At 46.3% G+C, this 15,478-nt stretch carries 15 protein-coding genes; 4 read left to right on the forward strand and 11 right to left on the reverse strand.

Features of this window, described 5'->3' with window-relative positions:
• Positions 1–68 precede the first annotated feature (68 nt).
• Positions 69–971: a hypothetical protein gene (locus tag NWE73_RS10375; protein WP_277578250.1), complete on the forward strand. Its 903-nt coding sequence runs from the start codon at positions 69–71 to the stop codon at positions 969–971.
• Here NWE73_RS10375 and NWE73_RS10380 read toward each other — a convergent pair.
• The 5 genes from NWE73_RS10380 to yihA all read right to left on the reverse strand — a co-directional run bounded on the left by NWE73_RS10380 (position 968) and on the right by yihA (position 5,574).
• Entirely contained in the window at positions 968–1,570 is a 603-nt protein-coding gene (locus NWE73_RS10380) for a TonB family protein (RefSeq protein WP_277578251.1), read from the reverse strand. The genes NWE73_RS10375 and NWE73_RS10380 overlap by 4 nt on opposite strands.
• Before the next feature lie 5 nt (positions 1,571–1,575).
• Entirely contained in the window at positions 1,576–2,556 is a 981-nt protein-coding gene (locus NWE73_RS10385) for a KpsF/GutQ family sugar-phosphate isomerase (protein ID WP_277578252.1), read from the reverse strand.
• An 11-nt stretch (positions 2,557–2,567) separates the two neighbouring features.
• Positions 2,568–4,172 (reverse strand): CTP synthase, encoded by a 1,605-nt coding sequence (locus NWE73_RS10390; protein ID WP_407652953.1) that lies wholly within the window; start codon positions 4,170–4,172, stop codon positions 2,568–2,570.
• An 89-nt stretch (positions 4,173–4,261) separates the two neighbouring features.
• Positions 4,262–5,002: a 3-deoxy-manno-octulosonate cytidylyltransferase gene (kdsB, locus tag NWE73_RS10395; protein WP_277578254.1), complete on the reverse strand. Its 741-nt coding sequence runs from the start codon at positions 5,000–5,002 to the stop codon at positions 4,262–4,264.
• Entirely contained in the window at positions 4,999–5,574 is a 576-nt protein-coding gene (gene yihA / locus NWE73_RS10400; protein ID WP_277578255.1) for a ribosome biogenesis GTP-binding protein YihA/YsxC, read from the reverse strand. The genes kdsB and yihA overlap by 4 nt, the downstream gene beginning before the upstream one ends.
• Before the next feature lie 208 nt (positions 5,575–5,782).
• On the opposite strand from yihA, the gene NWE73_RS10405 reads away from it, so the two are divergent.
• Positions 5,783–7,021: a sigma 54-interacting transcriptional regulator gene (locus tag NWE73_RS10405; protein WP_277578256.1), complete on the forward strand. Its 1,239-nt coding sequence runs from the start codon at positions 5,783–5,785 to the stop codon at positions 7,019–7,021.
• Here the strand turns inward: NWE73_RS10405 and NWE73_RS10410 are convergent.
• Positions 7,011–7,985 carry a flagellar basal body-associated FliL family protein gene (locus tag NWE73_RS10410; protein WP_277578257.1) on the reverse strand — a complete coding sequence of 325 codons (975 nt, stop codon included), beginning with the start codon at positions 7,983–7,985 and terminating at the stop codon, positions 7,011–7,013. The two genes, NWE73_RS10405 and NWE73_RS10410, sit on opposite strands and share 11 nt — an antisense overlap.
• Positions 7,986–8,086: 101 nt before the next feature.
• Between NWE73_RS10410 and NWE73_RS10415 the strand changes: the two genes are divergently transcribed.
• Together NWE73_RS10415 and NWE73_RS10420 are read left to right on the forward strand one after the other, a co-directional pair.
• A complete protein-coding gene (locus NWE73_RS10415) occupies positions 8,087–8,722 on the forward strand; it encodes a hypothetical protein (RefSeq protein ID WP_277578258.1) in 636 nt (211 codons plus the stop codon).
• A 276-nt stretch (positions 8,723–8,998) separates the two neighbouring features.
• Positions 8,999–9,454 carry a hypothetical protein gene (locus NWE73_RS10420; RefSeq protein WP_277578259.1) on the forward strand — a complete coding sequence of 152 codons (456 nt, stop codon included), beginning with the start codon at positions 8,999–9,001 and terminating at the stop codon, positions 9,452–9,454.
• Positions 9,455–9,527: 73 nt separating this feature from the next.
• On the opposite strand, the gene polA is transcribed toward NWE73_RS10420, so the two are convergent.
• The 5 genes from polA to NWE73_RS10445 all read right to left on the reverse strand — a co-directional run bounded on the left by polA (position 9,528) and on the right by NWE73_RS10445 (position 15,341).
• The gene (gene polA, locus NWE73_RS10425; RefSeq protein ID WP_277578260.1) at positions 9,528–12,146 is read right to left on the reverse strand and encodes a DNA polymerase I; all 2,619 of its coding nucleotides are present in this window, start codon (positions 12,144–12,146) and stop codon (positions 9,528–9,530) included.
• A gap of 76 nt (positions 12,147–12,222) precedes the next feature.
• Positions 12,223–12,558, reverse strand: a complete 336-nt coding sequence (locus NWE73_RS10430) for a helix-turn-helix domain-containing protein (protein ID WP_277578261.1) — start codon at positions 12,556–12,558, stop codon at positions 12,223–12,225.
• Positions 12,559–12,655: 97 nt separating this feature from the next.
• Positions 12,656–12,961 carry a septum formation initiator family protein gene (locus tag NWE73_RS10435; RefSeq protein WP_277578262.1) on the reverse strand — a complete coding sequence of 102 codons (306 nt, stop codon included), beginning with the start codon at positions 12,959–12,961 and terminating at the stop codon, positions 12,656–12,658.
• An 84-nt stretch (positions 12,962–13,045) separates the two neighbouring features.
• Positions 13,046–14,314, reverse strand: coding sequence for a phosphopyruvate hydratase (eno, locus tag NWE73_RS10440; protein WP_277578263.1), 1,269 nt, complete (start codon positions 14,312–14,314; stop codon positions 13,046–13,048).
• Positions 14,307–15,341, reverse strand: a complete 1,035-nt coding sequence (locus NWE73_RS10445; RefSeq protein ID WP_277578264.1) for a hypothetical protein — start codon at positions 15,339–15,341, stop codon at positions 14,307–14,309. The genes eno and NWE73_RS10445 overlap by 8 nt, the downstream gene beginning before the upstream one ends.
• Between the last annotated feature and the right edge of the window lie 137 nt (positions 15,342–15,478).

Here is a 15,478-nt window from a genome sequence, read left to right on the forward strand (position 1 = left end):
TGAATATAAGAGTGTAATTAGACCATCGTCTAGTTGTCCCCTCATCCGCAGAAACCGAAAAGATATTTGTGAAAGTATCTTTAATTTCGCTCATTTTATTGTTTTCGCTACCAGGAGTGACCTCTTATTACGTCCCCAATTACTCCTATCCGACTAAAGAAAAGATCGAAATTGATGCGGACCTTTTGGGTCAATGCCTTGCCATAGAAACTATCAATTTCAACCCTCAATTTCCCATTAAATTCAACATCTCGAAGGGTGCTTGTGCATCTAACTTTGATTCTGACCAGTTCATAGACTACTTAGCTGCATTCCCGAATCGACACTGCGACTATAAAACTGGCTACGAGTCTATTCTTCGCGATTGGATTCTAAACCAAAAAGACAACTCCATTGATCCAGTCATGCTATTTCGGCAATCAATTAAACTAAACTCTGGTGACCCATGGGCGGCAACACTCACCATACATCAGCTACTTAGAAATGAAGCTCGTTGGGCTGAAAAGAAATTCTACACATATAAATCCAACGAAGAAAAGGAACATCAGTTCTTTAATAAGATGATCGATATTCGCGGAGACCTTTCTGAGCTCGGTGGAGACAATGCTGGAGATCACGAAGGGACGTGGTACCGCATATGGGGCATTATGCTTTATCGTTTTCAATTGAGCGGCTCAAATGTTGAAAAAATTGATACTTCAAAAATTTCAGAATGCATGAACATTCCCAGAACAAGTTTAAAAAGACTTCTTTCAGATTTAAAAAGTTCTTCAATTGCGATCGCAGCAGAGGGCGTAAAGCTGCTTGGTGCAACAGAGGGTGAAAAAGATTGGCGTAAGATTGAGATCAATCGCAAAGGGTCTCAAGCCGCCAGCTCTTTTATCAAAGCCGCAACATATCTCAAAGACACTCGCACTGATCCGGATCTCTTGGAGAGATGCAGCAAAAGGCAATATCTCAAAACTCGCTAGTTGAGGGAATACTCGATGGGTATTTCAAAGTAGGTCTCTTTGAAGCTTTGCGGAAGTGGCTTGTAGTGTTTAATTCCAGAAATCAATTCTTTAGCCGCCAGATTCAGGCGCTCAAATTTACTTGGAGTTTTTAAACTAACTTCCACGATGGAACCATCACGTTGAATTGTAAAGGCGACGATGATTTTCCCCGTTTCACGCAACTGTTTCGAAACCGGAGGATAGATCTTGCGACCTTCAATCAGGACTTGCAGCTCATACAGATAACGATCCCTCTCTGTCGCGTCGGAACCGCTCGCCTGCCCAAGCTCACCCGCTGATTGTGTTCCCTCTTTAAGACCCACTTCATTTTGCTTCGACAAACTCGTCGGCGCAGGCTGTGACTGTTGAGTTTCTATCTTTTGATTTACAGGCCGTGTTTGAGCTGTCGCAATTATTTTGGCAGGGGTGGCAAGGCCCACCTCGAACAGCATAGGATCACTTCTTTTGTCGACCCCAGACGGAGCCACCACAGGCTTTCCGGTCAGCAGCACAAGAATAACAAATGCTCCCAAGTGCAATGCGAGGGATAATAAATATGAAATCCATTGCCGCTTCATTGATTTTATCTAAGTTTCGCTCTCAAAAGATCCTGAACATGCAAGATGCCAACTGGCTTGCGAGCATTTGCAGAATCCTTATCCAGAACAAAAAGCATATTGATTTGGAATTGCTCCATAACGAACAAAGCTTTTTCCGCCAATTCGTTCGCATCAATAGTGCGTGGATTGGTCGTCATCAAATCTTTTGCAACGCCCGTCAGTGGATCCGTGCTCTTTTCCAAACGACGACGAATCTGACCGTCGGTAATAACCCCAACCAAATCGCCTTTTTCATCGACTACACCCGCCGCACCACGAACATCTTTGTGAGTCATGATTGAGAACACTTCGCGCACTGGCGCCTCAAGGCCCACTGTCGGCAAAGCATCCCCGGAATGCATCACATCTTTAACTCGAGTCAACAAGCGGTAGCCCAAACTTCCACCGGGATGGAATTCGGCAAAGTCTTCTGAGCTAAATCCTTTTTCTGCCATCACGGCCATCGCCACGGCATCGCCAAAAGCCAGCGTCGCGGTACTACTTGCTGTGGGTGCTAGACCCAAAGGACATGCCTCTTCAGAAACATGCACATTCAATGTCACTTGTGCCGCTTTGGCCAAAGAAGAATTCATATTCCCTGTAATCGCCACCAAAGGAATTCCTTTACGGGCCACAAAGCGCAAAATACCTGCGAACTCTGGAGATTCTCCGCCATAAGAAAGAGCCATCACCACGTCGTCATTCTCAATAACACCAAGGTCCCCGTGCGAACTCTCCGCCGGATGCAAAAACACCGCAGGAGTTCCCGTCGAAGAAAATGTGCTCGCCAGTTTGCGTGCAATTTGTCCTGATTTGCCCATTCCAGTCAAAATCAGTTTTCCCTTGCTGGTCGTGATGATTTTCACAACTTGCTCAAATTCAGCGCCAAGGCGTTCTTTCAAGGCAAGGATTGCTTGCGCTTCCACATCGAGAACTCTAAGACCTTGTTGAATGACTTTAGACATAACTCTTCTACCTACTTATTTTTCAAACTAGCTTTAACAAAATTCACAAACAACGGATGCGGAGCCAAGGGCTTGGACTTAAATTCCGGATGGAATTGAACGCCCACAAACCAAGGATGATCCGGAAGCTCAATGATTTCAACCAAGTCGCGTTCTTTACAAATTCCCGAAGCCACCATGCCATTTTTCTCGAACAAAGCTTTGTACTTATTATTGAACTCAAAGCGATGACGATGGCGCTCCATGATATTAGAGGCTTTATAAACTTGCGCGGCCGTCGTTCCAGAAGCAATCGCACAAGGGAAAGCTCCCAGGCGCATTGTTCCGCCTTTATTGACGATGCCACGTTGTTCAACCATGGAATCAATCACAAAGTTGCCATTACGTTTGTTTTCCGCATGGAACTCTCGGCTGGTCGCATCTTTGATGCCACAGACATTGCGAGCAAACTCAATCGCGGCCAACTGCATACCAAAACAGATCCCGAAGAATGGAATTTGTTTTTCGCGAGCGTACTTGATTGCTGTGACTTTACCTTCAACACCCCGAGTGCCAAAGCCGCCTGGAACCAGGATCCCATCGACTTTTCCCAAAAGTTCCTTGGCTGTCTTGTCTGTCACCTTTTCGGAGTCGACATAGATAATCTCAAGGCGTGCATTATTGGCAACCCCGCCATGTACCAGAGCTTCATGCAATGATTTATAAGCTTCTTTAAGCTCCACGTACTTTCCAACCACTCCGATTTTCACAGAGTGTGCGGGATTACTAAGAACCTTCACCAGATTCTGCCAACCTTTGATATCCGGCTTACCTGCTGACAAGCCCAAGCGCTCGACGATCAATTCGTCAAGATGCTCTTTATTCAATGCCATGGGCACTTCATAAATAAAACGGCTGTCTTGTGCCGCAATCACATGATTTGGTTGCACAGAACAGAACAAGGCAATTTTGCCCTTCAAATTTTCATCAATATGTTTTTCGCTACGGCAAACCAGGAAGTCTGGCTGCAAACCGATCTCGCGAAGTTCTTTCACCGAGTGCTGAGTAGGTTTGGATTTCAACTCTCCCGCTGCGGCGATATAAGGAACATAAGTCACATGGACCAGAACAGAGTTTTCCATTCCCACATCAATGCGCATTTGGCGAATCGCCTCTAAGAACGGTTGAGATTCGATATCCCCGACAGTTCCACCGATTTCCACCAAGATCACTTCACTGCCTTGAGCCGCCTCATAGATACGTGCTTTGATTTCTTCCGTGATATGCGGAATCACTTGAACAGTTCCGCCCAAATAGTCCCCGCGGCGCTCACGAGCTAAAACAGTGTCATAGATTTGACCTGTCGAAACTGAGTTTGAACGGCTCATGATCGCAGAGGTGAATCTTTCGTAGTGACCCAAGTCCAAATCAGTTTCCGCACCGTCTTCGGTGACATAAACTTCACCATGCTGGAAAGGAGACATCGTGCCTGGATCCACATTCAAATAAGGATCGAATTTCATAATAGTCACTTTGTGACCGCGAGCTTCCAAGAGGGCGCCAAGACTGGCTGCTGTAAGCCCCTTACCGATCGAGGAAACCACTCCCCCGGTAACAAAGATAAATTTTTGTTTCAAAGCTTTCTTCGTCGACTTCGCCGTCGAAATCTTTGTGGTTTTCTTCGCTGTTGTCTTACTTGCTGATTTCGATGCTGCTCTTTTTGCCATTATCTCCCCTGACTTAAGAGTTTTTCCAATTTCACCAAATCTTCGGGAGTATCCACCCCAAGACTTGCTTCTTGAACTCGAACGACTTTAATTTTTGCACCCAAATACAAAGCTCTGAGCTGCTCCAGGCTTTCTGCTTTTTCAATCAAAGCCTGAGGCGCTTCACAGAACTGTTTCAAAAACTTTTTCGAATAGGCATACATGCCGATGTGCTTAAGACAGCCTTCATAGGTCCCAAGCTCTGACGCCTTCATGCGCGAATAAGGCATCGCAAAGCGACTGAAATACAAAGCTTCATCTTTATGATTCAAAACCACTTTCACGGAATTTGGTGATTGCAACTCTTCTTCACTGATTGGATGAGCCAGAGTCGCCATGTCCATAGATGGATCATTGACAAAAACCTGTGCGAGCTTATCAACCAGCTCACCGGTCACCAGAGGTTCATCACCTTGGATATTGACGACAATGTCGCAATCGATATTTTTAATGGCTGCATGAATACGATCACTGCCTGAAGGAAGATCACTGTCGGTCATTACGACCTTTGCGCCCACTGCTTCTGCCGCAGCTTTGATACGCTCATCATCCGTAGCGACAATGAGGTCGGTTAGAAGTTTTGATTTTTTTGCGCCTTCGATCGTCCACTGAATAAGGGGTCGACCTTTTAAAGACACCAGAGGCTTCCCGGGAAAACGAGTTGAACCGTACCTAGCAGGAATGACTCCGACAATCTTCATTCTTTAATCCAATTCTCAAAGATATAACGTTCGACTTCTGCCGCGCCTTCTTTCTTCGTTGCCGAAGTCGCAAACACCGCGCTCAGTCCCGTTACTTTTTTAATTTTTGCAATCGCTTGAAGTTTGGCACTGTGAGAAAGCTTGTCAGCTTTAGCCAAAACAACCACGATCGGAAACCCTTCACGCTCAGAAAAGCGTCGCATGATTTCTTCGTCTTCAGTCCATGAACGGCGAATATCCATAACCAGGATCAAACCGCGCAAATTTTCCCGCGAGGTCAGATAAGTTTCGATCATTTGATGCCACTCACGCTGTTCATCACCACTGCGAGCCGCGAAACCATAACCCGGCATATCGGTCAGCACATAGGAGTCTTCCATATTAAAGAAATTCAGAAGACGGGTTTTACCCGGCGTCGAACTGACTTTAGCGATGATTCGTTTTGCGAGTCCGTTGATGAACGAACTTTTTCCGGCGTTGGATCGACCCGCGATCGCCACTTCGGCCATGTTATGAACAGGATAATCTTTGGCCAGGACGGCACTTTTAATGAACTGAATCGTTTTTGGCATAACAGAGGATACCAAAGCCTGAGCCAATTCTCAATTCTCAGAAGAAAGTCCTTAGACTGATAATAGGGCGAGTCGAAAGTCCCCCAAGTCCGTTTAAATCCATCTGAGCGTGGCAGAGCCCTTGTAATAGCCATTCCCGAAAGCCAACCACTCCGGACTCACCGAAGTGCAGACAGGTTTGAACACTTTTTAAGCAGGAGATTTCCTCATGACCCCAACGACACAAGCATTTCTTAAAACTTTTGGCGATAATGCGAAGACTCTTTCAGTCAGCGACTTCGCCACCCTCGGCAAGGATGTAAACTGCCAAATTCAGCTCGATGGCGAAGATATTGCCGAACGCCATTGCCGTCTCGAACGCAAAGAAGCGGGCTTCCTGATCCGCGATATGCGCACTTCCTTTGGCACGTTCGTTAATGACGCCAAAATCGTGGAAGCTCTTCTTCAGGAAGGCGATATCATTCGCATCGGTTCCCAGGAGCTTCTTTTTACTCTGGAAAAAGAGCAGCAATCTTCATTTCCGTTGAGAAGCCGCAATGAAGTTTGGCACGAAGAATTGCAAGTACTAGGCAACGTTGCCAAAACGGACTTCCCCGTTTTAATTCTGGGTCCCTCAGGCACAGGCAAAGATGTCATTGCATCTGCACTTCATGAAAATAGCTTACGAAAAAATGGTCCTTTTATGAGCGTCAACTGCAGTGCTCTCAGCGAAACCTTGATTGAAAGCGAACTGTTCGGTCACATCAAAGGCAGCTTTACTGGCGCGATCAACGATCGCAAAGGCGCTTTCGAGTCTGCTCGCGGTGGAACCCTGTTCCTGGATGAAATCGGCGACCTTTCCTACAGTCTTCAAGCGAAGCTTTTGCGCGCTCTTGAGAACGGTGAAATTCGACCTGTAGGCGCGGATCGCAATGTAAAAACTGACGTGCGTATCATTGCGGCGACTCATCAAAACTTGAGTGAGAAAATTCGCGAAGGAGCCTTCCGATCCGATCTGTATTTCCGTTTGAATGTCGTCAACGTCACTCCTCCCGCCCTGGTTTTGCGCATGGAGGATTTCGATGAGCTTCTTTATAGTTTTGCCAAGAAAATGAAAGTGCGTTTCTCATTCAATGCGATCTCGCGAATGAAAAAACACCCTTGGCCGGGCAATATTCGTGAACTTAAAAATCTGGTGACTCGTGCTGCGGCTCTTTATCCACGTATTCAGATTGAAGATTATCATATCGAAAAACTGCTGGATAAATCTTTACTCAGCCATGCCGAAAGCACACCGGCGAATAATATTCCTGTGATCAAAGAGATTGAGAAGCAGATGATTATCAAGCGCCTTGCCGTGAATAAGGGCAACCAGCGCCGCACGGCCTTGGATTTGGGTATGCCGAAAAGCACGCTCCACGATCGCTTGAAATACTACAATATCGACCTGGAAAACTTTAAGGCTTAACGATTGCCGTCTTAAAGAAGATGCGTCTGACTTTGCCCTTAGTGAGGACTTTATTGAGTTCCTTACGAAGACGATCACAAAGCAGACGCTTTCCCTCCGCTGAGGCCATCTGATCGTAGGTCATATCTTCGATCGTCCTTAGAAATAAATCCCTGATTTCAGATTCACGGTCTTTGATTTCCACAACCGCCTCAGAGACCGTTCCTTCTACATAAAACTCGAAGGCCCCCATAGGATTAGGGCCCGAAGTGCCGGAACGACGCAAATTCACCACAAACTTTTTGAGTTCAAGAACACTTTGAGAAGTTCTGGTTGAGTCGTAAAATGACTCCATCTGATCTTCAGAAGAATACTGATACTTAGCCTGAGCCCAATCTTCCAAAGACGAAATAAAAAGCTCGCTGTCTGGTGGAAGCAATTTATGAGTGGCCAATTTATAGATCACGTAACCTGATGCTCCCGTCGCTCCGAGCAATCCAACGAAGGCAAGTTTCTTCACCAAACTGAAAGTACTAAATGCCGCCAAGCCCTCACCCACCGAGGACTTCATGGACTGAATGCGATTCTTCAACCAGCCAAGAAGTAAAGGACCCGCGTTGCGAATATTATAGATGCTCTGCTCTTTAAATTTCGTCCAACTGAGGCGCAGACTTGTGCGCTTCATTTTTACCTTGTACGAGATCTTTGGCAGGAAGGGGAAAAATTTAGCCAACTTAGGGCGCTTATCCGCCCACAATTTCACTTCGTCTTCGAGAGTGTACTCAAGGCCCAAGCTTTCGTTGGAAAGATCCACATCGATCTCTTCATCGGGACCGATCTCACTCAAGGCTTTTGCGAATTCGGGATCTTCTTCGGCCAAGATAGAATCGAGATTATCCAACGACAGAAGATCTTCCGAATTTTCCTCCGGAGCTCCATCTTTGTTTTCTTCCTCTACTTTGGTCGTGGTTTCATTGTCCGTCAAAAGTTTCTCCCAAGACGATTGTAAGAAAAGAACCAAATAACCAGCAAGAACAATTTATAAACAGAAGTCCATCGGCTAGAATTAATTTTAGGAGTCTATAGATGAAAGTGATGAAATTCCTCGTTCTTGTGCCTTTCTTAACCGCCGGCTGTGCAAATCTTCAAAGATCTTCAAGTAGTGGCTATGGTTCTTCAGGGGTCAGCTATAACGACCGCAGCGACCGAGATGCCGCTCGCGACAAAAGCGTTCGCCAAACGGCTTATGAATTGGGAAAAGATCCTAATTCATTGTCGGAAGGAGATCTGCAAGAGATTCGCGATCGCCAGAAGGTTCGCGAGCTAGAGCGAACTTTGAGCTCCAAGAAAGAAAAGGAACAGTACTCCAAGGTTTTGCCTTGGATGAAAAATGACGAGGAAAAGGCCTCCTTCTTGGCGATTCCATCATTGGAAGGCCGCCAGGCTTGGATCAACAAACACCAAATTTGGGATCGCTCGCAAGCTCCACATGCTGAAATGAAGGACCTCATCGAAACTCAAGATATCGCCGTGGGAATGCCGCAAGACTACGTCAAGAAATCCTGGGGAGATCCATTGAGTGTCGAAGTTTCAGGAAATCCAATTTATAAAAATGAACGCTGGAAATATCAGTGCTTCTCTTCATCACCTGAAGGCTATCGTAAAGAAACGCGCTATGTGTATTTTGAAGGTGGCCGAGTTGTTGGTTGGGAAACTGAATAGCTCACCCTGCTAGTCCACAGAGACGACACACCACTTGGAAGCAAAGAAGCTTTGTTAATCCCATTTACTGAAGTACATAACTCTGTCTACTTCTTTATTATCTTCCGCCCCATTGTGATTCAATATTTCTAATTCTTTATTAAAATTGAAGGAGTCGCCTAAAAGTTAGGCGATTTCCCGCAATTGTTATCAAGCTTACCCTCTATTAATCCGAATAATACTCAGTGCGATACCGCACCACTAAGCATCACCAAGGTGATGATGGAGACTTTGCACATGAAAAACCTATCGACTGGTACGTTAGCTCAGGTTTTACTGATTTCAATATTCACACTAGGTCTCACAACAGGTTGCCTTGAAAAAGCAGCAGAGGAACCCAGCACTGACAGCGGTACGACAAATAAGGCAACACTCTCCTCGTGGGCCACTGCCAATGCCGCTTGGGCGATTCGCCTGGATTTAGCAGGCGCAAATATCACGGGAACTCCATTTACTTTGACGATTAAATTTTCAGACAATTCTGAAACTCATTGCTCTGCCACGATCAATGGCACCGAAGCATCAGGAAGTTACAATGTCAGTGGCTGCGCTAGCACAACGCCAGGATCTGGGAGTATGAGCGATTCCACTGGTGGCGCCGCCTTTAATACAGGAGGGGCCGGCACCTATGTTAATAATGGGGCAAGCTTCTACTGGTGTAGAGCCAATTCAAGTTGCTTCACTTATTACTAAGCGAACTGATACATTCCTGAAATAAAAAGAGGCAAGACCACGTCTTGCCTCAGAGGACGCTCGTACTAGGACTCTAGTGCGCTTCGTCCCAATTGTTCCCAACAGCGTAATTCACTTTTAGCGGAACCTTCAAAGTCGCAACGGACTCCATGATCCTGACTAATTCGGGAATGTGCTTATTCAAGTTGTCTTCGGTGTCTTCAAAGATCAATTCATCATGCACTTGTAAAAGCATGCGAACTGGAACCTTTTCAAAAACTTCGATCATCGCTTTCTTTACCAAATCACTCGCTGTTCCTTGGATCGGAGCATTGATCGCGGCACGTTCGCCGAATTTTTTAAGCATCACATTCTTCGACTGAAGTTCATCGATATAGCGGCGACGTCCAAACAAGGTTTCAACATAGCCCTGTTCATGCGCCAGCTTGATCGTGTTGTCGATATAATCACGAACGTTTTTAAATCTGGTGAAATAACGATCGATGATATCTTTGGCTTCGCCCCTTGGGATCCCCAAGTTTTCTGCCAAACCGAAGGCACCCTGCCCGTAAGCAATACCGAAGTTCACCGCCTTTGCGGCACGACGGTGCTCTGACGTAACGTCTTTCAAAGACAAACCAAATATCTCTGCCGCAGTCGCCGCATGGATGTCGAGATCCTCAGCGAAGGCCTTACACAAATTAGGATCTTCCGAAATATGCGCCAAAATTCTTAGCTCAATTTGCGAGTAGTCGACGGAAAGCAGCTTCATGCGCGGATGTGCGATGAAAGCCTTTCGGACTCTTTGCCCACGCTCCGTGCGGACTGGAATATTCTGCAAGTTCGGATTGGTGCTGGAAAGACGACCCGTCGTTGTCATGGCCTGGTTAAAGCTCGTGTGTAAGCGATCATCCTTCGGGCTGATCAAAGCCGGAAGAGCGTCCACATAAGTCGACTTCAACTTCGAAAGCTCGCGCCATTTTAAAACCAGCTTTGCGATCGGATGGTCCAAGCTTTCTAAAACGTCCGTATCAGTGGAATAACCTGTTTTGGTTTTTTTACCGGTAGGCAGGCCCAACTTTTCAAATAGAATCACACCGAGCTGCTTCGGACTTCCAACGTTGAAAGTCTCACCCGCTTCTGCGTGAACTTTCTTCTCGAGCTCTTGAATTTCCAAGCCCAGATCTTCGCTTTCTTTTTTCAACAACTCCGTATCAATGCGAATCCCGTAGTTTTCCATCGTCAAAAGAACACGCGCCAGAGGCAATTCAAGTTCATGATAAACCTTATCGCCGTGGATCTCTTTAAGTTGCTTGTCGATGGTTTTTGCGAAGTGCAGGTGTGCATTGTATAGCTGAGAGGGAGTTGCCATGTCCGGCAAGGCTTCACCCATAAACTTTTGATACATTTTTGCAAAATCCGTCGAATCCCCCGCCTTCAAGACATAGGCGCCAAGCATCGAATCCCAAGAGGCAATGGGAGTTTTCGCGCCGATCTTGTGCCAGAACTCTTTCAAATCAAAACCATTCCATCGGATCTTGAAGGTGTCCGTCAGGATCCCTAAATTTTCATGATCCGAAATGGCGATCACTTCTTTTTCTGTTCCCACAAAAAACCCGCGCGAATCAGAGAAGCCCCACAAAGATTGATTCTCTGCCAGAACCTCCGTCAGCTCACGAGTCGACATTTTTTGCTCTGGATATTCCTGATTTGAATATTGAGCGATCTCTGCCAAGGGGGCTGTCAGCGGGGTGCTGCTTGATTCAGCTTCTTTTACCTTGCCCGCATTTGATTTAGCCGGAGCCGCCGTGGAGGTCGAGGCATACCAATTTGCACCGGCGGCCGCTGGTGTCACTTCACCATCTGCTCCCAAAAGATTTTTCTCGAAGGTTTTAAAGTTCATTTCACGAAGGAACGCGCGCAATTCATCTTTTTTCCAGTCGCGAAGTTTATAGACTTCCATGTTGTGATCGACAGGGATATCCGTCGTGATGGTCACCAACTTTTTGGAAATCAGACAATTCTCTTTTGAGGCGATTAGTTTTTCACGGATGCCCTTGGGCTCCACTTGATCGATTTTTTCGTAAATCTCTTCGATGTGCTGATACTGCTCAAGAAGCTTGATCGCGCCTTTTTCACCGATGCCTCGGACTCCCGGAATATTATCCGAGGTGTCGCCGATGATTGATAAGAAATCGATAAACTGGTCGGGACGCACTCCCCATTTTTCAAAAGCCAGCTTGGCGTCATAGCGAACGTCTTTCATGGTGTCGTAGATCACCACATGATCTTCGATAAGCTGTGCAAAGTCTTTATCACCGCTGACAATGACGACTTCCATACCCTGGCGACGGCCATACTTGGTCAAAGTTCCGATAATATCATCGGCTTCATAGTTTGGAACTTCCAGAGCGGGAATGCCCAAAATGTCCGCGAGCTGTTTGATGTAAGGAATTTGCTTCCCCAGATCTTCCGGCATTTCCGTGCGATGGGCCTTATAATCCTGGTACATTTCTTTTCTGAATGAAGGCTCTTTACGGTCGTAGCAAAACACCATGTATTCAGGCTTTTCTTCCTTCATCAGCTTGGTGATCATGCTAAGAAAACCATAGATCGCATTCACGGGAAGACCCGATGGAGATGTCAGAGGGCGAACGGCGTAAAACGCACGAAAGAACATCGAGCTGACGTCGATGAGATATAGCTTTTTCATTGTAGAATTGGTCACAGAGTCTCCCGGTTGCAGAAAATATCTCTACAACGGGAGCACATTAATGTCGATTATTCGATTATTCTAGATCCGCTTTGACGCGTGAAAATTCAATTTGCTCAAGGGCGTTTTTGTCCAGGGCAAGTTCTGAGGCCGGAGTGTATTTTACCTCGTCCGAGCACTCTTGGCATTGGCGGTACATGATTTCCAATTCACCCTTGATTTGAGCTTGCATAGAACCTTGCCCCTCTTCGAAAGCTTCGACATCTGTCAAAGAGCATTTCAACCGGCGGGCCATATCGGATTTACTCCAGCCCAAACGAAGGCGGAGGGCACGAACGCTTTCTTTGTTCCACTCAAGAGAGTAGATCTCTGTGCTGCTTTCGTGTGTGTTCCCGGACATGTTCTCAGTCATATAAACCTCTAGATTCACTAAACTAATGTGATCTGTTTAGAGTATGAATACTAGAAAGATTGTACCCGAAAATCACGCAATAATGCGCTGCTGTAGTCTATTGTTCTGGAAAAACAAAAACTAGGTCGTGCTCGCCGGCCAGATCTAATTTATCGCGAGCTTGGCGCTCAATAAAGGCTGGATCTTTGGCTTGTTTAAGTTGCCCTTGAAGGTCGCCAATGCCAGCGCGGGTCTGATTGATTTCATCTTGAATGTGAGCATAATCCCGATGAAGACCCCAAAGTCTCCAGAGATTGCCATTAAGGACGATTGAAACACCGAATACCATAAGGCAGAGAACGGCAACTTTTCCTGGATGATTAAGAAATCTGCGAAGGCCTAAGGCAAACTGAGTGTATGACATGGATTAAGTTTAGCCACCTCATCGTAGAGGTGGCTAGTCCAGTTCCGCACTTACAAAAACCAGTGCGCTTTTTCAAGCGTGGGCTTATCTAAAAGCTGCTTTATCCCAGTAAACGCCCATACCGCCTAGATCTTCTTCGATGCGAAGAAGTTGGTTGTACTTCGCGGTTCTTTCACCACGGCACAGACTTCCCGTTTTGATTTGATGACAGTTCAAAGCAACTGACAAATCTGCGATCGTTACGTCTTCAGTTTCGCCAGAGCGATGAGACATCACAGTTTTGTATTTGTATCTTTGTGCCAAATTCACCGCTTCGAACGTTTCTGTCAAAGTACCGATTTGGTTTACTTTCACTAACAAGGCATTGGCTGCTTTTTTCTCAAGACCTTGGCGGATGCGTTTTGGATTTGTCACGAACAAATCATCGCCCACCAATTGCATTGTTGAACCCATTTGCGCCGTTGCTGCCACCCATGAATCCCAGTCATCTTCAGAGAAACCATCTTCGATAGAAATAAGTGGATATCTTTCCGCCCAGTTTTTGTAGATGCCAAGAAGTTCAGAAGGAGCGATTTTGCTGTTTTCCCAAGTGTATTTGCCATCTTTGAAAAGCTCGGTAGAAGCAACGTCCAAAGCCAAGAAGACATTTTGACCTGGATCGTATCCAGCATCAACGATCGCATTCATGACCAAATCAAGTGCTTCTTGATTTGAACCCAATTTCGGAGCGAAACCACCTTCGTCACCTACTGCCGTCGAGAAACCTTTTTTGCCCAAGATTTTTTTAAGAGTGTGGAAGATCTCGGCACCCGCACGAAGTGATTCCGCGTAAGAGTTGTTCACCGTTGGTACGATCATGAACTCTTGAACGTCCAAACCATTGTTGGCGTGTGCGCCACCGTTAAGCACGTTCATCAATGGAACTGGCAAGCGGCAAGCTTGAGAGCCACCTACGTAACGATACAACGGCAAATTGCTGTCAGCGGCTGCGGCTTTCGCAACTGCCAAAGAAACACCCAAGATCGCATTGGCGCCCAAGTTGGCTTTGTTTTCTGAGCCATCCAGTTCGCGAAGAATTTTATCGATGTAAACTTGTTCTGTGACTTGCAAACCCAAAAGTTCAGGCGCAATTTTTTCACGAACGTTATCAACAGCTTTGTAAACACCTTTACCCAAGAATCGTTTTGCGTCGCCATCACGAAGCTCATAGGCTTCATGGGCACCTGTAGAGGCACCAGATGGAACTGCGGCGCGACCGATATTTCCCTCAGCAGTTGTCACTTCAACTTCCACTGTTGGATTTCCACGGCTGTCCAAGATTTCACGGGATACGAGGCTGATAATTTCAGACATGATGATTTCCTTCTTTCTCGGCGTTTTTATGATTCATTTTTTTAACCAATTCCATGCTTTCGAAAACAGTGCGCGGGTACTGCGTTTTCACGAACTCCCAATCAACACGTCTCATCGCCTCTTTCACAGCCGGAGTCATTTTCCCCTGAGCCGCAAGCATGGTGATGAGTTGCTGTGCGCGAACCATGTAATCGTGCATGCGTGCCAGGTTTTGATTCAAAACATAACCTGGAGACTCGCTATCAAAATTCAGATGCGACAAAGTTCCTTCGTGCGGAATGAGCGAATTTTTTGCAGTAGGAATATCGGCAGCTTCAAGTCCGCCGGCAAGCTGAACTTTTTGCTTTTCATTGTCGCGGATCTTCTCTTCCAGATCGCCGACGTACTTTTGCAAATCTTCACGCTCACGCTGAGTCTTTTGCAAATCGTCGATCAAACTTTGGAACAACTCTGGGCTGACTTGATGGCCAACGCGTTCGCCGCTTTCACTGAAAATAGATTTCTGCTCAGTCGACCAATTCAATTTTAAATTGATCCCCGTCCATTCACAGCGCGCAGGTGGCTGACCGACGTAGACTGGCAAAGATTCAAAAGCCGCTTTAAGGTAAGTCGTTACCAGAGGATATTGTTCTGCCGGCAAGGGCAGATCGAACGAGATACTCACTTCATCGCGACGGAGGTTTTCAATCGGTGGTTTTGGCGAAATAAAATATGAAAGAAACTGCTCGGGCTGATTAAAGATTTCCTGCGGGCGAGGCATCATGCGCAGAACGCTGTCCAACACTCCCCAAGCACGAAGCTCCGGTCCGTTGTGACCGGCCCTTTGCAAAACATCACCATCTTTTTTCAGTGGCAGGCGCAAAGCCATTTCCAGGAATTGCTCCATATCAGGAGCCGAGATCCAGTAAGAAGAATCGCGCAACAGTTCGACAGACAAATGTGTCTGCTCATAGAGAGGTGTAAGGTCTTCACCTTGCTCCTCAAGAACGGTCAAAACTGCGTTTGTAATCTTACAACTAAAATGCACGTTTTCGTCTTAGCGTACTTCGCATGCCATTGATATAACTATATTATGCAAAAACTCAGAAATCAGGTACGCCGTACCTTTTTGAGGCTCAGTGCATCATTCGCCCGAGAAAGTCCTCGGATTTAGGAGTGAACACT

Origin of the sequence: Bdellovibrio svalbardensis (assembly GCF_029531655.1) — a bacterium.
Taxonomy (GTDB): domain Bacteria; phylum Bdellovibrionota; class Bdellovibrionia; order Bdellovibrionales; family Bdellovibrionaceae; genus Bdellovibrio; species Bdellovibrio svalbardensis.